Raw genomic sequence first — 20,857 nt, 5'->3', positions numbered from 1 at the left:
AGCGGAGGGAGGACCAAGGCTCCGCGAGCCCTCTCGCGCCGGAGCGGCGGCGGCAGGTGGTCTCGAGGCTCGCTGGCGCTCGCACCTCGACCAGCGAAGGGCAGGTGGTCTCGAGGCTCGCTGACGCTCGCACCTCGACCAGCGAGGGGCGGGTGGTCTCGAGGCTCGCTGACGCTCGCACCTCGACCAGCAACGGCGCTCGCACCTCGACCAGCGAGCCCTCCCCCCGCACCCCGACCGTCACTGCTGGGTGTTGACGCGGCGGACCGCCTCGCGGGCGCCGTCGCGGTGGAGGACCTCGAGGTGCTCGAGGTAGACCGACGTGAAGCGCTCGTCCTGCACGAGGTCGCCGAAGAGCTCGTCGTCGCGCAGGAAGGCGAGCGGGTCGTCGCCGAGCTGGGCCTGGGCCGCGGCGAGCACGCGGTCGCGGCGGTGGTCGACGACCTCGATCGGCTCACCCTGCTCGTCGACACCCTCGGCGTACCGGGCCCAGGCGGCGACGACGAGCGCGCTGCGCGAGACCTCGCCGCCGTGCTCGAGGTTGTGCCGCACGACGGGGAGCAGCCACTTCGGGATCCGGTCGGAGGACTCCGCGCACAGCCGGGCGAGGGTGTCGCGGATCTGCGGGTTGGCGAAGCGCTCGACGAGCGTGTCCGAGTACTCCTGCAGGTCGACCCCGGGCACCTCCGGCAGCGTCGGGCGGCCCTCGTCGCGCATGTACCCCTGGAGGAAGGTGACGAAGTCCCCGTCGCTGCACACCTCGTGGGCGTACCGGTGCCCGGCGAGGTAGCCGAGGTAGCACAGCGCCTGGTGGCTGGCGTTGAGCAGACGCAGCTTCATCAGCTCGTAGGGCTCGACGTCGTCGACGAGCTGGGCGCCGACCTCCTCGACCGGCGGTCGCCCGTCGACGAAGTGGTCCTCGAGCACCCACTGGGTGAAGGGCTCGCACACGACGGGCCAGCCGTCGTCGACGCCGAGCTGCTCGCGCACCGTCGTACGGTCCTCGTCGGTCGTCACCGGGGTGATCCGGTCGACCATCGCGTTGGGGAAGGCGACCTCCGCCTCGATCCAGCCGGCGAGCTCGGGGTCGCGCTGGGCGGCGAAGGTCGTCACGGCGTGCCGGGCGACGTCGCCGTTGCCGGGCAGGTTGTCGCACGACATGACGGTGAAGGGCGCGGTGCCGGCGTCACGTCGTCGGCGCAGGGCCTCGAGGAGGTACCCGAAGGCGGTGCGCGGCGGGCCGTCGCCAGCGAGGTCGGAGGCCAGGCTCGGGTGAGCCGGGTCGAAGCGGCCGGTCACCTGGTTGATGAGGTAGCCGCCCTCGGTGATCGTCAGCGAGACCACGCGGGTCGTCGGCGCGGTGAGCCGGTCGAGGACCGCCTCGGGGTCGTCGGGGGCGAGCAGCGCCTCACGGATCGAGCCGACCACCCTCCCCTCGAGCTGCCCGTCCGGGTGCTTGACGACGAGCGTGTACAGGCCGTCCTGCGCGGTAAGGGTCTCGACGACCCGGCGGTCGTGGTCGAGCAGGCCGACACCGGTGACCGCCCACTCCTGCGCGTCGGTGGCTCCCCCTTCGAGCAGCCGGTCGAGGTACATCGCGAGGTGCGCCCGGTGGAAGCCGCCGATCCCGAAGTGCACCACCCCGGTCCGCAGCGCGGACCGGTCGTACGTCGGCACCGAGACCCGGCCCAGCTGCGGCAGCGCGGACTGCGTGAGAGCCACCGCCATCAGCGCACCGCACCCATCGACAGGCCCTGGACGAGCTTGTCCTGCGCGGCGAAGCCGGCGATGAGCACCGGCAGCGAGACGACGAAGGAGGCGGCGCACACCTTGGCGAGGAAGAGGCCCTGGCTCGTGACGAAGCCGGTGAGGAAGACCGGGGCGGTCTGGGCGACCGTGCTCGTGAGCACCCGGGCGAGGAGCAGCTCGTTCCAGCTGAAGATGAAGCAGATGAGCGAGGCGGCGGCGATGCCCGGCATGACGACCGGCGCGATGATCCGCGTGAGCGTCCGGATGAGCCCGGCGCCGTCGATCTGCGCGGCCTCGAGCATCTCGACCGGCACCTCCGCGAGGAACGAGCGCAGCATCCACACCGCGATCGGCAGGTTCATCGCCGTGTAGAGGATCGTCAGCGCCCAGATGTTGTCGAGCACCTGCAGCTTGCTGGCGAAGAGGTAGATGGGCATGATCGCCGCGACGATCGGCAGCATCTTCGTCGAGAGGAAGAAGAAGAGGACGTCGGTCCACTTCTCCACCGGCTTGATCGACAGCGCGTACGCGGCCGGCAGCGCGAGGACGATGCACAGGACCGTGCTCACGACGCTCGCCGTCATCGAGTTGAGCAGCGGCGGCCACGGCCCCGCGTCGAGGAAGGTCTGGTAGCCCTCCGTCGAGATCGGCGCGAAGAAGCTCGGCGGGTTCGTCGCCGCGTCGGCCTCGCTGTGGAAGGACGTGAGGATCATCCACAGCACGGGGGCGACGAAGAGCAGGGCGATGACCCAGGCGGCGACGCTCAGCAGGACGCCCTTGCGGCTGGGCCCGCTCCGCGGCTTCTTCGTCCGTGCTCCGGGGGTGGCGGTCGCGGTGCTCACTTGTCCTCCTGGAAGATCGACAGGGCCGTGCGCAGGGCGAGAGAGGCGACGATCAGCGTGCCGATGACGGTGATGACGCCGGCGGCCGATGCCCGGCCGTAGTCCTGCCCGATGTAGAAGGTCTCGTAGATGTAGTACGGCAGGTTCGCGGTGCCGAGCCCGCCGCCGGTGATCGTGAAGACGTGGTCGAAGTTCTGCACGACGTAGATCGCGCCGAGCAGCCCGGCGAGCTCGATGTAGCGGCGCAGGTGGGGCAGCGTCATGTTGGTGAAGATCTGCCACGAGCTCGCGCCGTCGATGCGCGCCGCCTCGACGACGTCGAGCGGTCGGCTCTGCAGCCCGGCCAGCAGGATGAGCATCATGAAGGGCGTCCACTGCCACACGAGCGCGACGATGATCGAGATGAGCGGGTTGTTCGTGATCCAGTCCGGCTGCGGTGCGTCGTCGCCGAAGATCGTCGTCAGCATGCCGTTGAGCAGGCCGTACTCGGGGTTGTAGAGCGCGTGCTTCCACAGCAGCGCGGCCGCGACCGGCACGACGAGGAAGGGCGTGATCATCATCGTGCGCACGAAGCCGCGACCCCGGAAGGGCCGGTCGAGCAGCAGCGCGATGCCCAGGCCGAGCAGCAGGCTGAGGATGACGACGCTCGCCGTGAGGATGATCGTCACGACGACCGCGTTGCGCGCGTTGGTGTCGGTGAAGATGTCGACGAAGTTCTGCACCCCGGCGAAGCCGCGGTCGTCGGGGTAGTAGGAGTTCCAGTTCATGAAGGAGATCCCCAGGGCCACCACGAAGGGGAGCTGGGTGAGGATGATCGTGAAGATCAGCGCGGGCAGCAGCGGTGCCCGCCGCGCCCACCGACCGGCCTTGTCGAGGCGCCTGTCGTCCGTGGCGGGCCCCTCACGGTCCACCCGGCGCTCCTGCGTCGTCGCGCTCACTGCTCCTCCTCGCGTCTCTGGTACTTCGTGCTGACGTCCTCCGCGAGGACCTGCCCGTTGGCGAGAGCCTCGGGCACCGTCTGCTTGCCGGCGATCGCCGAGCTGATCTCCTGGCTCACCTGGGTCCCGAGGATCGGGAACTCGGGGATGTCGACGAACTGGATGCCCGGTGCGGGCCGGGGCTGGAGCCCGGGGTTCTCCGGGTCGGCGGACTCGATCGCCTTGAGCGTCGGCTCGGCGAAGGCTCCCGCGACCTCGAGGTAGTCCTTGTTCTCGTAGGTCGAGCGGCGCTTGCCGGAGGGCACGTTGGCCCAGCCGATCTCCGTGCCGACCGTCTCCTCGAACTCCTTGCTGCTCGCCCAGGAGATGAACTCCCACGCGGCGTCCTTGCGCGTGCTCGCCGACTGCATCGACCAGGCCCACGTGTAGAGCCAGCCCGAGCTCTTCGTCTCCTTGACCGGCGCGGCGGCGTAGCCGAACTTGCCCTTGTTCGGCGAGTCCTCGGCCTCGATCGAGCCGGCGGCGGAGGTCGCGTCGTACCACATCGCGGTCTGCCCCTGGACGAGGCTGTTGAGGCACTCGGCGAAGCCGGACTGCGCGGCGCCGGTCTGCCCGTGCTCGCGCACGAGGTCCACGTAGAACTGCACGGCCGCGGTGAACTCCGGGGAGTTGACCTTCGCCGTCCAGTCCTCCTCGAACCACGTGCCGCCGTAGGTGTTGACGACGGTCGTCAGGGGGGCGAAAACCTGGCCCCACCCGGGCAGGCCGCGCAGGCAGATGCCGTCCATGCCCGGCTCCTTGTCGTCGACCGCCGCGGCCGCCTCGGCGACCTCGTCCCACGTGGGGTTGGCCGGCATCGACACCCCGTGCTTGGCGAGCACGTCCTTGCGGTACATGAGGAAGGAGCTCTCGCCGTAGAAGGGCTCGGCGTAGATCGACCCGTCGGAGGACAACGACGTCGCCATCGACTCGAGGATGTCGTCCTGGTCGAAGTCGGGGTCGGCGTCGATGTACTCGTCGAGCGGGGCGATCCACCCGGCCTTGGCGTAGATCGGCACCTCGAAGTTGCTCAGCGAGGCGACGTCGTACTGCCCGGCCTGGCTGGAGAACTCCTGGCTGATCTTGCCGCGGACGTCGTTCTCCGGCAGGACGGTGTAGTTGACCTTGATCCCCGTCTCCTTGGTGAAGTACTCCTCGGTGAGGTTCTGCAGGTCGACCATCTGGGGGTTGTTGACCATGAGGACGTTGATGCTGTCCTGCCCGCCCTCGCCGGCCCCACCTCCCCATCCGGCGGTGCAGCCACCGACGAGGAGGACCGAGAGCGTGGCCCCGATCGTCCGAGATCTCTTGTGCGACACGTCAGTCCTCCGTCGTGGCGGGTCCGGCCCGATGGCCCCTCGTGGCGCTCTCCGTCGAGCGCGGGACGCTCATCTGAGCAGCCGTGGTGCTCAGATGAGTATTGGAGTACCGTGCATCCGTGTCAACCGGAAGCGCGCTGGAGCCGCTGAGCCCCGCGGAGCGGGCCTCGTGCGTCGCCGCTGCCCGGATGCACTACCTCGAGGACCGCAGCAAGACCGACATCGCCGAGACGCTCGGCGTCTCGCGCTTCAAGGTCGCCCGGCTCATCGAGCTCGCCCGGCAGCACGGGATCGTGCGCATCCAGATCGACGACGACTCGTGCGTCGACCTCGACCTCTCCGAGCGGCTGCGCTCCGAGCTCGGCCTGCAGCGCGCCGTCGTCGCGACCGGCGACGTCGCGCTCGCCGCGGCCGACCTGCTCCCCCAGCTGCTCTCCGACGGCGACGTCCTCGGGCTGCCGTGGTCGCGGACCATCGCCCGCATGGTCGAGCAGGTCCACGACCTGCCGGTCGTCGACGTCGTCCAGCTCACCGGCGCCCACCAGTCGCCCGGGATCGACACGAGCGCCGTCGCCATCGCGCGCGCCGTCGCCCGGGTGAGCGGCGGGAGCTCGACGCTCTTCTTCGCCCCCTTCGTCGCCGAGGACGCCGAGGCCGCCGCGACCTTCGCCCGCCAGCCCGAGGTCCGGGCGGCGCGCGCGCAGCTGCGCCGCGTCACCCACGCGCTCGTCGCCGCCGGGGCCTGGCAGGAGGGCTCCTCGACGGTCCACGACGCGATCTCGCCGACCGCCCGGCGCCAGGCCGCCCGGCAGGGCGTCGTCGGCGAGGTCGCCGGCGTGCTCCTCGACGCGCAGGGCCGCGCCGTCGCGAGCGCGACCTACGACCGGCTCGTCACCCTCTCGCTGCGCGACCTCGAGCGCATCCCCCACGTCGTCCTGCTCGCGGCGGGCGCGGAGAAGGCGCAGGTCGTGCGCGCCGCCGTCGCGGGCGGCTTCCCCGAGGCGCTCGTGTGCGACCGCGCGCTCGCGCAGGCGCTGCTGACTACTTGAGGAACTTGCTGCTGCGGCGGTCGGCGAGCGGCTTGCCGCCGGTCTGGCAGGTCGCGCAGTACTGCAGCGAGCGGTCGGCGAAGCTCACCTCGCGCACCACGTCGCCGCACACCGGGCAGGTCTCACCGGTCCGGCCGTGCACACGCATCCCGGCCCGCTTCGCGTCCTTGAGCTCGGCGGCCGGCTTGCCCGACGCCGCCTCGACGGCCTCGGCGAGGACGTGGCGCATCGCGTCGTAGAGCAGGTCGAGGTCGTCGTCGTCGAGCGAGGAGACGAGGGCGAAGGGGGAGAGCCGCGCCGCGTGGAGGATCTCGTCGGAGTAGGCGTTGCCGATGCCCGCGATGACCCGCTGGTCGCGCAGCACGCCCTTGATCTGACCCTTCTGCGCCCGGACGACCTCGCCGAAGCGCTCACGGGTGAAGTCGTCGGTCATCGGGTCGGGCCCGAGCGCGGCGACGCCCGGCACCTGCGCCGGGTCGCTCACGACGTAGGCGGCGAGCGACTTGCGGGTGCCGGCCTCGGTGAGGTCGAAGCCCGACCCGTCGGAGAAGCGCACGCGCAGCGCGATCGGCCCCTTGCCCGGGCGGGCCGTCGCGGCGGGTGCCTCCTCGTACCAGCGCAACCAGCCCGCCTTAGCGAGGTGGAAGACGAGATGCGTGCCGTCGCAGTCGAGGTCGACGAACTTGCCGTGCCGTCGCACGGCGTCGACCGGCAGCCCGGCGAGCGCCTGGGGCGGCGGGTCGTAGGTCTTGAGCACCGTGATGGAGGCGAGCTCGAGGCTGTCGACGGCCAGGCCGTCGAGGCGGTGGGCGAGGAAGTCGACGAGGCCGGTGACCTCGGGCAGCTCAGGCATCAGCGGTCCTCTCCTGGCCGGCGGCGATGGCGCGTCGCAGCACCGGCGCCATCGCGAAGCCGTCGGGCGCGCGCACGACGGGCAGGTCGACGCCGACGTGCTGCTCGAAGTCGTCGGTCGCCACGGGGGTGAAGTGCGAGAGCATCTGCTCGGTCGCGGTGAGCACCCGGATGCAGATCGCGCGGACCCGGTCGGGGCGCTGCTCGGCGAAGGCGCCGTAGATGCTCGGGTCGTGCTGCCCGTCGTCGCCGACGAGCACCCACCGCACCTGGGGCAGGTCGCGGGCCAGGCGGTGCAGGCAGGCCCGCTTGTGGTCCTGCCCGGAGCGGAACCAGCCGGTGTTCGTCGGGCCCCAGTCGGTCATGAGCAGCGGCCCGGGCGGGAAGCCGCTGCGGCGCATGAAGCGGGTGAGCTGGGGCACGGCGTTCCACGCCCCCGTCGAGACGTAGACGACGGGGGCGCCGGGGTGCTCCTCGAGCAGCGAGCGGTACATCGTCGCCATGCCGCGCACCGGCCGGCGCGAGCCCTCGTGCCGGAAGAAGGTGTTGTACGCGGCGATGAAGGGCCGGGGCATCGTCGTCGTGATGATCGTGTCGTCGATGTCGCTGACGAGCCCCATCGTCGTCTCGGGCGCGACGACGAAGACCGAGGCGGTCGTCTCGGCCGCCCGCGGCGACTCCAGGCGCACCTCGTGCCAGCCCGGCTCGAGACCGTGCCCGGTGACGGTGAGGTCGAGCAGGCCCGAGCGGTCGGCCCGGGCGCGCACCTCGCGGTCGCCGACGTGCACGGTGACCGGCTCGCCGATCGCCGGGGTGGTGAAGAAGGCGCGCCACCCGCGTCGCTCGACGTCGGCGTTGCGCAGCTCGAGCCAGGTCGCGCCCGCGTCGGCGGCCGCCGGCGCGTAGGGGCGGCGGGTCATGAGGACGCGCCCGAGGATGCGCACCGACGAGGTCGACCCGTACCCGGTGAAGGCGAGCACCCGGGTGCCCCAGCCGCGGCGGCGCATGACGCCGGCGAGCTGTCGGTGCCACGCGTCCTCGAGGAGGGCGGCGGTGTGCGGGCGCGCCATGGCGTCACCCTAGCCGCGGGCGGCGAAGGGGGTCAGCCCGCCGGGTGCACCTGTCGCAGGGCTGCGTACAGCTCGCGTGCCGAGCTGCCCGGACCGGGGAGTCGATGGATGTCACGGCCGGCGAGGTAGTACAGGGCGTGGTCGGCCGGGTCGCCGAGGCAGCGGGCGATGTCGCGGTCCTCGGCGACCATGCCCGCGACGGCGTCCGAGCCGACGAGGACGCGCACGGCCTCGGCGTCGAGACCGCGGCGGTCGGCGAGCTGGGCGACGACGCCGTGGTCGGCGAGGTCGAGGGCGTCGTCGAGGTGCGCGCGGCACACGTCCTCGACGACGCGCACGGGGTGCTCCGGGCTCGACGCGAGGAGGGCGAGCACGGCGGTGCTCGCCGCGGCGGCGCGCTCGTCCTCGCCGGTGACGACGACCTCGACGGGCAGCTGGCCCTGGACGGCGTGGGCGATGTCGCGCACGACCCCGAGGTCGGCGCGGGTCACCGGGCTGCTCGGGTCGACGACCCACAGCAGCGTCGGCTCGGCGCGACGGGCGCGTCGCGACTCCCAGGTGATCGACACCGGTGCGGCTCTCCTTCGCGGGACCGTCGCGAGGGCCGACCGGGGGGGCCGAGGGCAGGACCGACGGGGACGCTCGCGCGATCCCCGGTTGGCTTCAGGGCAGGGAGAGCATACGAAGGACGGGGGCCCTCGCGCGACTACCCGAAAGGATGTACCGGCGTCAGGACCGGCCGCTCGTGCCGGCGACGACGGATGCGGCGATCTCGCGGAGCTTGACGTTCGTGCGCGACGACTGCTCGCGCAGCAGGTCGAAGGCGCGTGCCTCGTCGACCCCGTGGCGGCCCATGAGGATCCCCTTCGCCTGCTCGATGACCGCCCGCGAGGCGACGGCCTGCTCGAGCTGGCCGACGAGCTCGGTGGCCTCGGCCAGCGCGATGCCGGAGGCGACGACCTCGGCGATGCGCCCCGCCGTCGCGCGCAGCACGGAGTCGTCGGCGTGCGCCACGGCCGACACGCTCGCAGCGTAGAGGTTGAGCGCGCCGTAGGACTCGCCGTCGACGAGGAGCGGGTAGGCGACGAGCCCGCGGGTCGGGGTGGGCTCGATCGCGGCGACGAAGCGCGGCCAGCGCTCGGCGGCCTCGTCGAGATCGGCCCGCACCGAGGTCATCGTGTCGTGGGCCTCGAGGCACGGGCCCTCGTCGAGCGAGTACTGCACCGCGTCGATCTGCAGGGTCATGGCGGTCGTGTAGGCCGCGGTGAAAGGACGCTCCCCGCACACGACGGTCACGCCGACGGCGTCGCACCCGGGGATCGCCGCCCGCACCGTGTGGACGACACCGCTGAGGTACTCCTGGAGGTCGTCGAGGGTGCGCAGCACCGCACCGACGCGCTCGACGAGCGGGGCGTCGGCGCTCGCCGTCTCGGTCTGCATCTCGCTCACAGTCCCGGACCGTACTCCGCGGACCCGCTGGCGCGCTCCCCCTCGCCGCCGTGCGGCCGGGCCGTCGCGCCGTCGGCCGCACGCCGTGCGCGCAGCAGCCGGGGCAGGTCGGCCTCCGGCACGTCGTAGCGCAGGAGGGGCAGCATCGCGGCGGCGCTGCTCAGGGCGGGGACGAGCGTGAGCCAGCGCCACAGCTCCTCGCGCATCGAGGCGGTCACCTCGACCCCCTTCGCGTAGCCGACGGCGCTCACCGCGACGCCGAAGACGAGGGTGGCCAGAGCTCCCCCGAGCTTCGTGACGAAGGTCAGCCCGGCGAAGGAGGCGCCGTCGACCCGCTCGCCGGTGCGGATCTCGGCGAGGTCGGAGGTGTCGGCGACGAGGAGGGTCTGGGTGACGGCATGCACGCCGTTGCACAGGCCGACGAGCGCGAAGAGCGCGGCGACGAGCGGCAGCGAGCCCGGTCCGACGGCGAGCAGGACCAGGCCTGTCGCCGACATCGCCGCGAGGGCGAGCAGGGCGGTGCGTCGACGGGTCGAGCGCCGCAGCACGCGGGGGGCGAGCGCGGCGCCGACGACGACACCGGCGACGAGCGCCCCGCCGAGCGTCGTGAAGACCTCGACCCCGCCGAAGACGACGCTCGCGACGACCGCGCCGCCCACCTGCACGACGAGCTGGCCGAAGCCGAGCACCCCGGAGAGCAGGACGAGGAGCAGCGGGCGGTTGCGCAGATAGCGGCGGGCGGAGGTGCGAAGGGGGACCGGCGCCCGGTCCTGCGCGACCCTCTCGGTCGTCGCGAAGAAGGCGAGGGAGTACAGGCCCATGCCGACGAGGGCGACGAGCAGCGCGGCCCGGCTCCACCCCTGCGCGGTGACCTCGGGCCCGGCGCTCAGGGCGAGGGCGAGAGGGGCGCCGGCGAGGGTCGCGACCGCGAGACCGAGCATCGCCGCCGCCCGGGCCCACGCGACGAGCCGGCTGCGGCTCTCGTCGTCGGTCGCGACGACCGCGGTGAGCGACCACAGCGGCACGTCGCACGCGGTGTAGGTGATGCCCCACAGCAGGTAGACGACGGCGACGAGGGCGACCTGGGCCCCCTCGCTGACGTCGGGGACGCTGAAGAGGGCCCAGGTGAGCAGCGCGACGGGCAGCGCGGTAAGCAGCACGTAGGGCCGGTAGGTGCCCCAGCGGGTGCGGGTGCGGTCGACGACGAGACCGACGAGGAGGTCGTCGACGGCGTCCCAGACGCGGATCGCGGCGATGGTCGCCGTGAGCACGACGACCGCGCGCTCGGAGAGCCCGACGGTGTCGTAGAGGTAGACGAGCAGGTAGAGCCCGAGGAAGGTGTAGACGAGGTTCTGCCCGGCCACGGCGACGGCGAAGCCGAGCCTCTCCCGCACCCCCATCGCGGCAGGCTAGCCGCTCAGCGCAGCACGGAGCCGTCGCCGACGGGGTAGGGCCAGGACCAGCAGCGACCGACGCCGAGGGTCTGCTGCATCATCACCGGGGCGCGGCGGCCGGCACCAGCGCACTCCTCGTGGCCGTAGCCCAGGCCGTGGCCGACCTCGTGGTTGACGAGATAGGTGCGGTAGTCGGCCAGACGACCCTCGTAGGCGGGCGCGCCGGTGAGCCAGCGACGGCTGTTGAGCACGATCCGGCCGCCCTGCCAGCACGACACCTCGCCGCGGGTCTGCAGCGGGGCGCACAGCCGGTCGGTGGTCTGCGGGCTGGCCAGGGTGATCCGGATCTGCACCGGCTCGCCACGGGCGACCCGCCAGGCCGGCACGTGGACGAAGCGGATGCCGTCGGCGCCCCGCCAGCCGCGCCGGTCGACGAGCGTGCTGCGCACGACCCGGGCGAGCTCGTCGAGGTCGACGCCGAGGCCCTGCTCGGCCTGCAGGCTCCACCGCACCACGCGACCGTCGCCGCCGGGGTCCGCCCCGCTCACGGGGACGGGGGCGAGGCGGCCGTTGCCGCTCTCGACGACCCGGGGGTCGGAGGGGGTGGGCGACGCGGTGGGCGGGGGGACGTCCTCCCCCTTCGGGCCCGAGGTCGCCGTCGAGCCGGCCGCCGAGGTGGACGACGACGACGAGGACGTCGAGGCGACCGGCTGCGCTCCCTGCCCCGGACCGGCGCTGCGGGACGCGAGGACGGCGAGGACGAGCCCGACGACGGTGAGGGCGACGAGGACGACCCAGCCCCGGTCCCGCGAGGGGGCCGGCGGCTCCTGCTCGGCCGGGGTCGTCACGCGTCGAGCCTAGGCGCTGGCCTCTACGGTGCGGGTATGAGCATCGACCAGCTGGTCCTCGGGACCATGTACTTCGGCACGCGGGTGGAGCAGGGCACGGCCCACGACCTCATGGACCGCTTCGTCGACGCGGGAGGGCGGATGATCGACACCGCCGACGCCTACTCCTTCTGGACGAGCGAGTCCGGGCGGGGCGGGCAGTCCGAGGAGTGCGTCGGCGAGTGGCTCACCTCGCGGCCCGGCATGCGCGCCCGGGTCGAGCTGGCGACGAAGGTCGGGGCCGAGCCGGACCACCCCTTCGACGGCGAGATCCGCCAGACCGTCGGGCTCGGGCGCGACCACGTGCGCTCGGCGGTCGAGGCCTCGTTGCGCCGGCTGCGCACCGACGTCGTCGACGTCTACTGGGCCCACGTGCCCGACGAGCGAACCCCGGTCGAGGAGGTCGCGCGCACCTTCGGCGAGGTCGTCGCCGAGGGCTCGGCCCGACGGGTGGGGATGTCGAACTTCCCCGTGTGGCAGGTCGAGCGGGCGCGTGCGGTCGCCGCGGCCGCCGGTCTGCAGCCGGTCGACGCGCTTCAGCTGCACACGTCCTACGTCTCGCCCCGGCCCGGTGCCGCCGTGCCGGGCAAGGACAACCCCTACGGCTGGGTGGGGGTCGACACCCTGTCCTACCTCGACGCGCACCCGGGCACCGAGCTGTGGGTCTACAGCCCGCTCGTCCAGGCGAGCTACACGCGGCGCGCCGAGCGGCCCTTCCCCGAGGCCTACGACCACCCGGGCACGACCGCCCGGCTCGCCGTGCTCGACGCGGTCGCCGACGAGAGCGGGCTCGACGCCGGCCAGGTCGTCCTCACGTGGATGCTCGCGCGCGGGTGGCGGCCCATCATCGGGGTGAGCACCGCGGAGCAGCTCGAGTCGGCGCTCGTCGCCGCGCGCGCCGAGCTCGCCCCGGAGCAGCTCGAGCGGCTCGACGCCCCCGCCTGAGCGGGGACGCGGGCCCGCGTGAGCGGGTGGACCCGCCCCGCCCCGCCCCTGGGACAGGACGCGGGCAGGTCGGCCGGTCAGCCGTCCTGGGCGGCCCGGACGTAGGCGACGACGGCGTTCGCGTGACCGTGCCCGAGACCGTGCTCCTGCTTGAGCATGCCGACGACCTCCATGTGGGTCCGGGTCTCGAGCGCGTCGGCGGCCATGTCGAGCCAGTCCTGCACGGGCCGGTCGTACGTCCGCTCGATCGCCGGGAAGTACGAAGCGGGGCCCGTGGGCTTCTCGCCCTCGCCGATGACGGGCGCCTGGACTCGATGAGTCGTCATGACGTGAGGCTAGCGAGCACCTCGTCGCGGCGTCACACGAAGCGCACAGCCGACCCACAAGCACCCGCCCCAGAGTCGGTCGTGCCGCCACCACCGGCGGACCGACCGATGAGGAGATCGTCATGGCCCACCGCACCGCCCGCACCGCAGCCCGGCTCGCCGGAGCCGTCCTCACCGCCTCGGCCGTGGCCGTCGTCGGCCCCGCGGCCGTCCCGGCCTCCGCGGCCGGAGTGGTCCAGCTGGGGCACTCGCCGACCCCGACCTACGCCACCGTCGCCACGGCGAGCGCCGGGCCGGCCGAGCTGCCGCGCTCCGACGTGCGCGTCGTCCGGGTCCGCTGAGCCGACCCCTTCGGGCCGTCAGAGGCGCGCCGTCAGAGGTGTGCTGTCTAAGGCGTGCCGTCCTCAGTGCGCGCTGCTCGGCGCCCAGAGGTTGATCCCGGCCTCGACGGCGTGCTGGTCGATCGCCGTGAGCTCCTCGGTCTCGAAGTCGAGCGACCCGAGCGCGTCGAGGCTGCTGTCGAGCTGCTCGACGCTGCTGGCTCCGATGAGCGCGGAGGTGACCCGCGGGTCGCGCAGCACCCACGACAGCGCGAGCTGGGCCAGGCTCTGGCCGCGATCCTGCGCCATGGAGTTCAGCGCCCGCACGTGGGCCAGCGCGGAGTCGGTGAGCAGCGAGGGGTCGAGCGACTTGCCCTGCGCGGCCCGCGATCCCTCGGGGATGCCGTCGAGGTACTTGTCGGTGAGCATCCCCTGGGCGAGCGGGCTGAAGGCGATGCAGCCCACGCCCTCGACGCCGAGGACGTCGAGCAGGTCCTCCTCGACCCAGCGGTTGAGCATCGAGTAGCTCGGCTGGTGGATGAGCAGCGGGGTGCCGAGGTCGCGCAGGATCGCGATGGCCTCGCGGGTGCGCGGTCCCGAGTAGCTGGAGATGCCGACGTAGAGCGCCTTGCCCGCGCGGACGACCGAGTCCAGCGCCCCCATCGTCTCCTCGAGCGGGGTCGTCTCGTCGAAGCGGTGGCTGTAGAAGATGTCGACGTAGTCGAGCCCCATCCGCTGCAGCGACTGGTCGAGGCTGGAGATGAGGTACTTGCGCGAGCCGCCGCCCTGGCCGTACGGACCGGGCCACATGTCGTAGCCGGCCTTGCTGCTGATGACGAGCTCGTCGCGGTAGCGGCGGAGGTCGCGCTCGAGGTGCACCCCGAAGTTCCGCTCGGCCGAGCCGTACGGCGGTCCGTAGTTGTTCGCGAGGTCGAAGTGGGTGACGCCGCGGTCGAAGGCACGCCGCAGGATGTCGCGCTGGCGATCCATCGGCACGTCGTCGCCGAAGTTGTGCCACAGCCCGAGCGAGATCGCCGGCAGGTCCAGGCCCGAGGCCCCGCACCGTCGGTAGACCATCCCCGTGCCGCTCGTCGCGGCGGCGCCGCGCGCGTAGCGGCCCGCAGCCGCCTGGTACTCGTCCACTCGGTAGGTCATGGCCGCCATCCTCTCGCCGTCGGCGCGGGCGAAGGGGGTGAGCGCCCCCCTTCGTCCAGGGTCACCCCGAACCCGTCGGCGACCTGCGACGTCGTAGGAGGAGAGCCCGCAGGGGGCTCGCGGCGCCCGCCCGGGCGCCGGAGAGGAAGGGGAACGCCATGCGTCATCACCTCATCACCGCCACGGCCGCGCTCGGTCTGCTCGCGCTCGCCGCGCCCGCCGCCACCGCCGCGCCGTCCGCCGCGGCCCCGTCGGCAGGCAGCGGCGCGACCGCGCCGACGTGCAGCGGCAGCGAGGTCACCTCACGGCTGCGCTCGGGCTGGGCCCTGCCCGACCGGGCCCGCCGCACCGCCGAGTCGATCCGCACCGACACCGTCGGCTGCCGCCAGGACGCCCTCGTGTGGCGCACGACCCGCGACCGGACGCGGCTGAGCTTCGGGATCACCACCCCGCGCCAGGCGTGGGCGCTGCCCGACGACCCGGAGCACCGCTACGGATGGACGGCCGTCGCCATGGGCACGCAGTGGGGCACGCAGAAGACCGCCTACGCGACCTACCGGGTCTGGCCCCGCGTCGCGACCCCGTACTGGGCCGACAGCGACGCCGCGTGGGACGAGGTCGTCGACGCCGGTCTGCTGACACCCGCCCAGGCGGAGCAGATGCGCGAGGCCGGCACCGGGTACATGGGCTGGCGGGTCGGCGTCAGCGACGGCGGGAAGTGGGTCTTCGGCATCGCCGGGGACTGACCCCCGGCCGTCCGGGGTCAGGTCGCGTAGTCGACGACGACGGGCGCGTGGTCGCTCACGCGCGCGTCGGCGGACGGCTCGCGGTCGACCCCGGCGGCCACGGCCGTGCGGGCCAGCCGCGGGGTCGCGAGGTGGTAGTCGATGCGCCAGCCGACGTCCTTGGCGAAGGCCTCGCCCATCCACGACCACCACGAGTACGGGCCGTCGGCCGGACCGACGTGCGAGCGCAGCACGTCGACGAGGGTGCGCGGCCCGATGATCGCGTCGATCCACTCGCGCTCCTCGGGCAGGAAGCCCTCGGACTGACGAGCCCGGCGCCAGTTGCGCACGTCGTGCTCGAGATGGGCGACGTTGAGGTCGCCCATGAGGAGGAAGTCGCGCCCGGCGGCGAGCGCCGCCTTGCGCGAGCGTGTGAGCTGGCGCGCGAAGGCGTCCATGAAGTGCATCTTGCGGTCATAGCGCGCGCCGCCGTCGGGCGCCTCGCGCATCCGGCCCGGCTTCTGCAGCTCCGCCGGCAGACCCCCCTTCGGCAGGTAGAGCGAGGCAACCGTGAGGGGACGGTCGGCGAGGTCGACCTCGACGTAACGGCCCTCTGTCGCGTAGCGCGAGATGCCGCGGGCGAGGGTGCCGGGCGGCGCCTCGACGACGTGCTGCTCCTGGCCGGGGGCGATGACGACGGCGGTGCCGTCCCACGTGCGCACCGCGGTCGGCGGCTCACGGGTGAGCACGGCGACGCCGTTGCGGCCGGGGATCTGGCCCGGCTCGTAGACGCAGTGGAGGTCGCCGAAGGCGCCCTCGGGGATCGCCGCGGCGGGTGCGCGGACCTCCTGCAGGGCGACGACGTCGGGGTCGCGGCGGGCCAGCCACTCGCCGAAGCCGCGGCGGTGCGCGGCCCGGATGCCGTTGACGTTGTACGACGCGACGCGAAGGGAGGAGCTCACCGCCCCATCCTCACCGACGTCGCCGACAGCCGGCCCGGCCGGGTAGCGTCGTGGCGTGCTCGCGCTGCTCTCCCCCGCCAAGTCCCTCGACCTCGACTCGCCGCTGCCGACGCGCAAGCACACGCAGCCGCGGATGCTCGAGCAGGCCGAGCAGCTCGTCGAGGTCATGCGCACGAAGTCGCCGGAGGAGATCGGCGACCTCATGGACATCTCCCCCGAGCTCGGGCGGCTCAACGCGCAGCGCTACGAGGACTTCGAGACGCCCTTCACGACGAAGAACGCGCGGCCGGCGATCTACCTCTTCGACGGCGACGTCTACCGCGGGATGGACGCGCGCGAGCGCTTCGACGCCCGCGACCTCACCGAGGCGCAGAAGGTCGTGCGCATCCTCTCCGGGCTCTACGGGGTGCTCCGCCCGCTCGACCTCGTCCAGCCCTACCGCCTCGAGATGGGCACGCGCCTGGCGACAGCGCGGGGCGACTCGCTCTACGCGTGGTGGGGCTCGCAGATCACCGACCTCGTCGCCGCCGACCTCGCCGAGTCGCCCGGTCCGGCGGTCGTCGTCAACCTCGCCTCGCAGGAGTACGCGGGCTCGGTCGACCTCGACGCGCTCGACGCGCGGGTCGTCACGCCTCGCTTCGAGGACCAGGACCGCTCCGGGCGGTGGCGCGTCATCTCCTTCCCCGCCAAGCGGGCCCGCGGCGAGATGGCCGCGTGGATGGTGCAGCACCGGGTGCGCTCGGTGCGGGCGCTGCGCGACTTCGACGGCGGCGGGTACCGCTTCGAGCCGTCGGTCTCGACCAGCGACGTCCCCGTCTTCCGCCGCGGCTGAGCCGGTCGCGGCCCGCCGCGCCGAAGGGGGTCCGCGGCCCTATCGTCGGTGCCATGGCTGAGATCACGCTCCTGCACAACCCGCGCTGCTCGACCTCCCGGCACGCGGTGGAGGTCGCCGAGGGGGCCGGTGCCGATGTCGAGGTCGTCCAGTACCTCAAGGACCCGCTCGACGAGACCGCGCTGCGCGAGCTCGCCGGCAAGCTCGAGGACCCGGTGACCGACCTCGTGCGGCGCGACAGCCACTTCAAGGAGCTGGGCCTGGGCGAGGACGACGTCGCGACGCAGGACCAGGTCGTCGCCGTGCTCGTCGAGCACCCCCGCCTGCTCCAGCGCCCCGTCCTCGTCCGCGGCGACCGCGCGATCATCGGCCGACCCAAGGACCGCGTGCAGTCCTTCCTCGGCTGAGCGGCTCAGACCACCCCGAGGGCGACCATCGCGTCGGCGACGCGGAGGTAGCCGCCGAGGTTGGCGCCCATGACGTAGTTGCCCGGGTCGCCGTACTCGTCGGCGGTCGCGACGCACTGCTCGTGGATCGAGGTCATGATCTCGCGCAGCCTGTCCTCGGTCTCCTCGAAGCCCCACGACTCGCGGCTGGCGTTCTGCTGCATCTCCAGCGCGCTCGTCGCGACCCCGCCGGCGTTGCTCGCCTTGCCCGGCGCGTAGAGCACGCCCGCGTCGCGCAGCACCTCCGCGGCGTCGGTCGTGCACGGCATGTTCGCGCCCTCGGCGACGAGCCCCACCCCGTGCTCGACGAGCCTCTTCGCGTCGCGCCCGGTGAGCTCGTTCTGGGTCGCGCACGGCAGGGCGATGTCGCACGGCACGTCCCAGATCGACCCGTCCGCGACGTGGTGGGCCGAGGCCCCCTTCGCGCTGACGTACTCGGTGAGCCGCTCGCGCCGCTGCTCCTTGATCTCCTGCAGCAGGGCGACGTCGATCCCGGACTCGTCGACGACGTAGCCACCCGAGTCGGAGACGGCGACGACCGTCGCACCGAGCTGCTCGGCCTTCTGCGCGGCGTACGTCGCGACGTTGCCCGAGCCCGAGATGACGACGCGCTTGCCGTCGAAGGAGTCGCCGCGGGTCGCGAGCATCTCCTGCGCGAAGTAGACGGTGCCGTACCCCGTGGCCTCGGTGCGCACCCGGGAGCCGCCCCACGACAACCCCTTGCCGGTGAGCACCCCGGACTCGTAGCGGTTGGTGATCCGCTTGTACTGCCCGAAGAGGTACCCCAGCTCGCGCGCCCCGACGCCGATGTCACCGGCCGGGACGTCCGTGTACTCGCCGATGTGCCGGTGCAGCTCGGTCATGAAGGACTGGCAGAAGCGCATGACCTCGCCGTCGCTGCGCCCCTTCGGGTCGAAGTCCGAGCCGCCCTTGCCGCCGCCGATCGGCAGACCGGTGAGCGCGTTCTTGAAGACCTGCTCGAAGCCGAGGAACTTGACGATCGAGATGTTGACGCTGGGGTGGAAGCGCAGCCCGCCCTTGTACGGCCCGAGCACCGAGCTGAACTCGACGCGGAAGCCGCGGTTGATCTGCACCTCGCCGGCGTCGTCGACCCACGGGACGCGGAAGATGATCTGCCGCTCGGGCTCGCACATCCGCTTGAGCACCGACCACTGGGCGTAGTCGGGCCGGCGGCCGGCGATGGGGCTCAGGCTGAGCATGAGCTCCTGGACGGCCTGGAGGAACTCGGGCTCGCCGGGGTTGCGCGCCGTGACGAGGTCGAGCTGGGTCTGGAGTCGGGGGTGCAGGTCGGGCACGTCGGACCTCAGCCCGCGCGGTGGGCGGCGAGCGCCTCGGCGACCGGGGTGTCACCGGTGTTGAACTCCACGGTGACCCCGCCCAGGCGCACGCCCTCGCGGACGGTCCCGGCGATGACGGCGGCGACGTCGGCCCGCGGGACCTGACCGCCCTCGGTCGCGTCGGCGTCGATCCGCCCCGTGCCGGGGTCGAGGGTGAGCCCGCTCGGGCCGAGGATGGTCCACGTGAGCCGGCTCGAGCGCAGGTGCTCGTCGGCCTCGGCCTTGGACTGGGCGTAGGCGTAGAAGCCGTCGTCCTCGGGGACGCCGTGGTCGAGCCCGGCGCCGTAGTAGCTGACCATGACGTAGTGCCCGACGCCGGCGCGGGCCGCGGCGTCCATGCTGCGCACGGCGGCGTCGCGGTCGACCGCGTAGGTGCGCTCCGGGCTGCCACCGCCGGCACCGGCCGACCACACGACGACGTCGACGCCCTCGAGCAGCTCGGCCATCGCGTCGGTGTCGAGCTCCTGGACGTCGGCGACCTCCGGGTCGGCGCCGGTGGCGGCGACCTCGTCGGCGTGGTCGGGGTTGCGGATGAGCGAGGTGACGCGGTGCCCGTCCGCGACGAGGAGAGGGGCGGCCAGCAGGGCGACCTTGCCGTGTCCGCCGATGATGAGCACGTGTGCCATGAGGGTCCTTCCGCAGGGGATCGGGTCCTCACGACCCTACGACCTAGCTGCGCACGATCGTCGTGCGCACCCTCGTCAGGCTCGGCGTGCGGGGGGTGCTGCTGAAGCCGAAGCGCGGCGGCGGGTCCACCGGGGCGAGTCGGCCGAGGTCGACGCCGCGCCAGCTGCCCGCGACGGCCTCGACGGCGTGCTGGTCTCGCGCGCCGTAGTACTCGCGGCGCCCGCCCCCGGCGGTGCCGACCGTGCGCACCCCGGGGTGGAGGAGACGGGCGAAGGGGTCGGCGAGGACGGCGACGGGACGGCTCGTCGCGAGCGCGGTGGGGATCGGGCGCAGCAGCCGGCCGGTCGCGGTGCGCCCGCCGAGGACGACGTCGAGGACGAGCTCGCCCGCGCTGACGTGCCACCTGCGGCTCGCACCGTCGCCGGTGTCGCGCACGGTCACCGGGCAGTGGACGACCTCGTCGAAGTTGTAGGTCTGCGAGACGTACTCGGCGACCGCCTCGTCCGGGGCGAGCAGCACCCGCTGGTCGTCGGCGGTGGCGAGCATGACGTCGGCGAAGGCGCCGAGCGGCGAGCCCTCCCAGCGCCCCACGACGACCCGGACCCCGGAGGTCGTGCCGACGCCGAGGATGGCGCCGTCGAAGCGATCGATGGCCATCTCGTCATCCTCGCACCGAGGGGCCCCAGGGAGCGGTCAGGGGGCAGCCCTACGGTGACCCCGTGGAGTGGGCCGATCTCGCGCAGCGCTGGTCCCCTGCGGCGCGCACCGAGCTGCTCGCGCCCCAGGGCGTCCTCGTCGTCCTCGCGGTGACCGCGCTCGCCGTCGGCTGGTCCCCCGCCTGGCGGGTCCTGCGGCTCGGCGTGACGCTCGTCCACGAGCTCGGGCACGCCGTCGTCGGGGTCCTCTCCGGTCGCCGCTTCACCGGCTTCGTCCTGCGCCCCGACATGTCGGGCCACACGGTGACCGTCGGGCGCCCGCGCGGCCCGGGCCTGGCCGCGACGACGTGGGCGGGGTATCCCGCGCCTGCCGTCGCGGGGGCGGTGCTCGTGCTCGCCGCCGCCCGTGGCTGGGCCGCACCCGTGCTCACCCTGACCCTCCTCGCCCTGCTCGTCTCCCTCGTCTACGTGCGCTCGGCCCTCACCGGTGTCGTCGTCCTCGCCGTCCTCGCAGCCGGCGGCTCGCTGTGGTGGTGGCGGGACGACGTAGTGCAGCAGCACGTGCTCGTCGGCCTCGGCCTGCTCCTGCTCGTCGGGGCGTGGCGTCACCTCGGCGCCACCGTCCGCTCCCGCGACGCGGGCAGCGACTCCTCGGCGATGGCCCGGCTCACCAGCGTGCCGGGGGCCGTGTGGCAGGGCAGCTTCGCGCTCGTGTGCGCCGGCGCCACCTGGGCGAGCGGCGCCGCGCTCCTCGCCGCCTGGGGCTGAGCCGCACCGACACCCCGTCCTGCCGACTAGGTGTACTCGGTCACGACGTTGGTGACAGGCGGCTGATGGGTGGGAGTCCGCCCAGAGCGGTGTGGCGTCGTCGAGTGTTGTACTGCTCGAGCCAGGGTGCAAGGGCGGCTGCGCGGTCG

At 73.1% G+C, this 20,857-nt stretch carries 24 protein-coding genes; 7 read left to right on the top strand and 17 right to left on the bottom strand.

The window, feature by feature from the left end; all coding sequences use genetic code 11:
- Positions 1–240: 240 nt before the first annotated feature.
- From L6241_RS14615 to L6241_RS14600, 4 genes are read right to left on the bottom strand one after another with little or no spacing between them, the layout of a single operon-like run.
- Positions 241–1,728: a mannitol dehydrogenase family protein gene (locus tag L6241_RS14615; RefSeq protein ID WP_368246852.1), complete on the bottom strand. Its 1,488-nt coding sequence runs from the start codon at positions 1,726–1,728 to the stop codon at positions 241–243.
- Complete coding sequence (locus tag L6241_RS14610; RefSeq protein WP_123093151.1) at positions 1,728–2,591, bottom strand: carbohydrate ABC transporter permease; 864 nt, start codon at positions 2,589–2,591, stop codon at positions 1,728–1,730. Before L6241_RS14610 ends, L6241_RS14615 begins: the two co-directional genes overlap by 1 nt.
- Positions 2,588–3,529 (bottom strand): carbohydrate ABC transporter permease, encoded by a 942-nt coding sequence (locus L6241_RS14605; RefSeq protein WP_083968307.1) that lies wholly within the window; start codon positions 3,527–3,529, stop codon positions 2,588–2,590. The genes L6241_RS14610 and L6241_RS14605 overlap by 4 nt, the downstream gene beginning before the upstream one ends.
- Positions 3,526–4,767, bottom strand: a complete 1,242-nt coding sequence (locus tag L6241_RS14600; RefSeq protein ID WP_368246955.1) for a sugar ABC transporter substrate-binding protein — start codon at positions 4,765–4,767, stop codon at positions 3,526–3,528. Before L6241_RS14600 ends, L6241_RS14605 begins: the two co-directional genes overlap by 4 nt.
- A gap of 239 nt (positions 4,768–5,006) precedes the next feature.
- Between L6241_RS14600 and L6241_RS14595 the strand changes: the two genes are divergently transcribed.
- Positions 5,007–5,936, top strand: a complete 930-nt coding sequence (locus L6241_RS14595) for a sugar-binding transcriptional regulator (RefSeq protein ID WP_368246851.1) — start codon at positions 5,007–5,009, stop codon at positions 5,934–5,936.
- Here L6241_RS14595 and L6241_RS14590 read toward each other — a convergent pair.
- The 6 genes from L6241_RS14590 to L6241_RS14565 form a co-directional block, all read right to left on the bottom strand.
- On the bottom strand, positions 5,929–6,789 hold the full coding sequence (locus L6241_RS14590; protein WP_123093153.1) for an Fpg/Nei family DNA glycosylase: 861 nt from the start codon (positions 6,787–6,789) through the stop codon (positions 5,929–5,931). The genes L6241_RS14595 and L6241_RS14590 overlap by 8 nt on opposite strands.
- The gene (locus L6241_RS14585; protein ID WP_368246850.1) at positions 6,782–7,858 is read right to left on the bottom strand and encodes an App1 family protein; all 1,077 of its coding nucleotides are present in this window, start codon (positions 7,856–7,858) and stop codon (positions 6,782–6,784) included. The genes L6241_RS14590 and L6241_RS14585 overlap by 8 nt, the downstream gene beginning before the upstream one ends.
- Before the next feature lie 32 nt (positions 7,859–7,890).
- Positions 7,891–8,427 carry a hypothetical protein gene (locus L6241_RS14580; protein WP_368246849.1) on the bottom strand — a complete coding sequence of 179 codons (537 nt, stop codon included), beginning with the start codon at positions 8,425–8,427 and terminating at the stop codon, positions 7,891–7,893.
- A 160-nt stretch (positions 8,428–8,587) separates the two neighbouring features.
- Positions 8,588–9,298, bottom strand: a complete 711-nt coding sequence (locus tag L6241_RS14575) for an ANTAR domain-containing protein (protein ID WP_368246954.1) — start codon at positions 9,296–9,298, stop codon at positions 8,588–8,590.
- A gap of 5 nt (positions 9,299–9,303) precedes the next feature.
- Positions 9,304–10,707 carry an MFS transporter gene (locus L6241_RS14570; RefSeq protein ID WP_368246848.1) on the bottom strand — a complete coding sequence of 468 codons (1,404 nt, stop codon included), beginning with the start codon at positions 10,705–10,707 and terminating at the stop codon, positions 9,304–9,306.
- A gap of 17 nt (positions 10,708–10,724) precedes the next feature.
- On the bottom strand, positions 10,725–11,549 hold the full coding sequence (locus L6241_RS14565) for a DUF3152 domain-containing protein (protein WP_368246847.1): 825 nt from the start codon (positions 11,547–11,549) through the stop codon (positions 10,725–10,727).
- A 36-nt stretch (positions 11,550–11,585) separates the two neighbouring features.
- On the opposite strand from L6241_RS14565, the gene L6241_RS14560 reads away from it, so the two are divergent.
- Positions 11,586–12,533: an aldo/keto reductase gene (locus tag L6241_RS14560; protein ID WP_368246846.1), complete on the top strand. Its 948-nt coding sequence runs from the start codon at positions 11,586–11,588 to the stop codon at positions 12,531–12,533.
- A 77-nt stretch (positions 12,534–12,610) separates the two neighbouring features.
- On the opposite strand, the gene L6241_RS14555 is transcribed toward L6241_RS14560, so the two are convergent.
- Positions 12,611–12,859: a DUF4287 domain-containing protein gene (locus L6241_RS14555; RefSeq protein WP_123093160.1), complete on the bottom strand. Its 249-nt coding sequence runs from the start codon at positions 12,857–12,859 to the stop codon at positions 12,611–12,613.
- 122 nt (positions 12,860–12,981) lie between these two features.
- Here L6241_RS14555 and L6241_RS14550 point away from each other — a divergent pair, with 122 nt between their 5' ends.
- Entirely contained in the window at positions 12,982–13,200 is a 219-nt protein-coding gene (locus L6241_RS14550) for a hypothetical protein (protein ID WP_191564600.1), read from the top strand.
- Between the two features lie 63 nt (positions 13,201–13,263).
- Here L6241_RS14550 and mgrA read toward each other — a convergent pair whose 3' ends face one another.
- On the bottom strand, positions 13,264–14,334 hold the full coding sequence (gene mgrA / locus L6241_RS14545) for an L-glyceraldehyde 3-phosphate reductase (protein ID WP_368246845.1): 1,071 nt from the start codon (positions 14,332–14,334) through the stop codon (positions 13,264–13,266).
- A gap of 158 nt (positions 14,335–14,492) precedes the next feature.
- On the opposite strand from mgrA, the gene L6241_RS14540 reads away from it, so the two are divergent.
- Positions 14,493–15,080: a hypothetical protein gene (locus tag L6241_RS14540; protein WP_368246844.1), complete on the top strand. Its 588-nt coding sequence runs from the start codon at positions 14,493–14,495 to the stop codon at positions 15,078–15,080.
- A gap of 17 nt (positions 15,081–15,097) precedes the next feature.
- On the opposite strand, the gene L6241_RS14535 is transcribed toward L6241_RS14540, so the two are convergent.
- Positions 15,098–16,021: an exodeoxyribonuclease III gene (locus L6241_RS14535; protein WP_368246843.1), complete on the bottom strand. Its 924-nt coding sequence runs from the start codon at positions 16,019–16,021 to the stop codon at positions 15,098–15,100.
- A 55-nt stretch (positions 16,022–16,076) separates the two neighbouring features.
- On the opposite strand from L6241_RS14535, the gene yaaA reads away from it, so the two are divergent.
- Together yaaA and L6241_RS14525 are read left to right on the top strand one after the other, a co-directional pair.
- On the top strand, positions 16,077–16,853 hold the full coding sequence (gene yaaA / locus L6241_RS14530; RefSeq protein WP_368246842.1) for a peroxide stress protein YaaA: 777 nt from the start codon (positions 16,077–16,079) through the stop codon (positions 16,851–16,853).
- Between the two features lie 53 nt (positions 16,854–16,906).
- Positions 16,907–17,260 carry an ArsC/Spx/MgsR family protein gene (locus tag L6241_RS14525; protein ID WP_368246841.1) on the top strand — a complete coding sequence of 118 codons (354 nt, stop codon included), beginning with the start codon at positions 16,907–16,909 and terminating at the stop codon, positions 17,258–17,260.
- Between the two features lie 5 nt (positions 17,261–17,265).
- Here the strand turns inward: L6241_RS14525 and gdhA are convergent, their stop codons facing one another.
- The 3 genes from gdhA to L6241_RS14510 are packed head-to-tail and all read right to left on the bottom strand — an operon-like array spanning position 17,266 to position 19,941.
- Positions 17,266–18,606 carry an NADP-specific glutamate dehydrogenase gene (gene gdhA / locus L6241_RS14520; protein WP_368246953.1) on the bottom strand — a complete coding sequence of 447 codons (1,341 nt, stop codon included), beginning with the start codon at positions 18,604–18,606 and terminating at the stop codon, positions 17,266–17,268.
- Positions 18,607–18,623: 17 nt separating this feature from the next.
- Positions 18,624–19,283, bottom strand: coding sequence for an SDR family oxidoreductase (locus L6241_RS14515; RefSeq protein WP_368246840.1), 660 nt, complete (start codon positions 19,281–19,283; stop codon positions 18,624–18,626).
- Between the two features lie 43 nt (positions 19,284–19,326).
- A complete protein-coding gene (locus tag L6241_RS14510; RefSeq protein WP_068271126.1) occupies positions 19,327–19,941 on the bottom strand; it encodes a hypothetical protein in 615 nt (204 codons plus the stop codon).
- Between the two features lie 62 nt (positions 19,942–20,003).
- Between L6241_RS14510 and L6241_RS14505 the strand changes: the two genes are divergently transcribed.
- Positions 20,004–20,708 carry a M50 family metallopeptidase gene (locus L6241_RS14505; RefSeq protein WP_229300049.1) on the top strand — a complete coding sequence of 235 codons (705 nt, stop codon included), beginning with the start codon at positions 20,004–20,006 and terminating at the stop codon, positions 20,706–20,708.
- Positions 20,709–20,748: 40 nt separating this feature from the next.
- Here the strand turns inward: L6241_RS14505 and L6241_RS14500 are convergent.
- Positions 20,749–20,857, bottom strand: a 109-nt coding sequence (locus tag L6241_RS14500) for an integrase core domain-containing protein (protein ID WP_368246952.1), incomplete at its 5' end; no start/stop codon positions are given.

The organism is Janibacter sp. Y6 (genome assembly GCF_040900765.1).
Classification (GTDB): Bacteria; Actinomycetota; Actinomycetes; order Actinomycetales; family Dermatophilaceae; genus Marihabitans; species Marihabitans melonis.
Note: the sequence above shows the minus strand (reverse complement) of the source record. Positions and strands in the feature narration are given on the sequence as shown.

What these genes read in the sequence shown, in the direction of transcription:
- L6241_RS14560 (WP_368246846.1), top strand. Translation starts at nt 11,586, where the DNA reads ATGAGCATCGACCAGCTGGTCCTCGGGACCATGTACTTCGGCACGCGG.
- mgrA (WP_368246845.1), bottom strand. Translation starts at nt 14,334, where the DNA reads ATGACCTACCGAGTGGACGAGTACCAGGCGGCTGCGGGCCGCTACGCG.
- L6241_RS14510 (WP_068271126.1), bottom strand. Translation starts at nt 19,941, where the DNA reads ATGGCCATCGATCGCTTCGACGGCGCCATCCTCGGCGTCGGCACGACC.
- L6241_RS14525 (WP_368246841.1), top strand. Translation starts at nt 16,907, where the DNA reads ATGGCTGAGATCACGCTCCTGCACAACCCGCGCTGCTCGACCTCCCGG.
- L6241_RS14615 (WP_368246852.1), bottom strand. Translation starts at nt 1,728, where the DNA reads ATGGCGGTGGCTCTCACGCAGTCCGCGCTGCCGCAGCTGGGCCGGGTC.
- L6241_RS14590 (WP_123093153.1), bottom strand. Translation starts at nt 6,789, where the DNA reads ATGCCTGAGCTGCCCGAGGTCACCGGCCTCGTCGACTTCCTCGCCCAC.
- L6241_RS14585 (WP_368246850.1), bottom strand. Translation starts at nt 7,858, where the DNA reads ATGGCGCGCCCGCACACCGCCGCCCTCCTCGAGGACGCGTGGCACCGA.
- L6241_RS14570 (WP_368246848.1), bottom strand. Translation starts at nt 10,707, where the DNA reads ATGGGGGTGCGGGAGAGGCTCGGCTTCGCCGTCGCCGTGGCCGGGCAG.
- L6241_RS14515 (WP_368246840.1), bottom strand. Translation starts at nt 19,283, where the DNA reads ATGGCACACGTGCTCATCATCGGCGGACACGGCAAGGTCGCCCTGCTG.
- L6241_RS14550 (WP_191564600.1), top strand. Translation starts at nt 12,982, where the DNA reads ATGGCCCACCGCACCGCCCGCACCGCAGCCCGGCTCGCCGGAGCCGTC.
- L6241_RS14555 (WP_123093160.1), bottom strand. Translation starts at nt 12,859, where the DNA reads ATGACGACTCATCGAGTCCAGGCGCCCGTCATCGGCGAGGGCGAGAAG.
- L6241_RS14600 (WP_368246955.1), bottom strand. Translation starts at nt 4,767, where the DNA reads ATGGTCAACAACCCCCAGATGGTCGACCTGCAGAACCTCACCGAGGAG.
- L6241_RS14575 (WP_368246954.1), bottom strand. Translation starts at nt 9,298, where the DNA reads ATGCAGACCGAGACGGCGAGCGCCGACGCCCCGCTCGTCGAGCGCGTC.
- L6241_RS14540 (WP_368246844.1), top strand. Translation starts at nt 14,493, where the DNA reads ATGCGTCATCACCTCATCACCGCCACGGCCGCGCTCGGTCTGCTCGCG.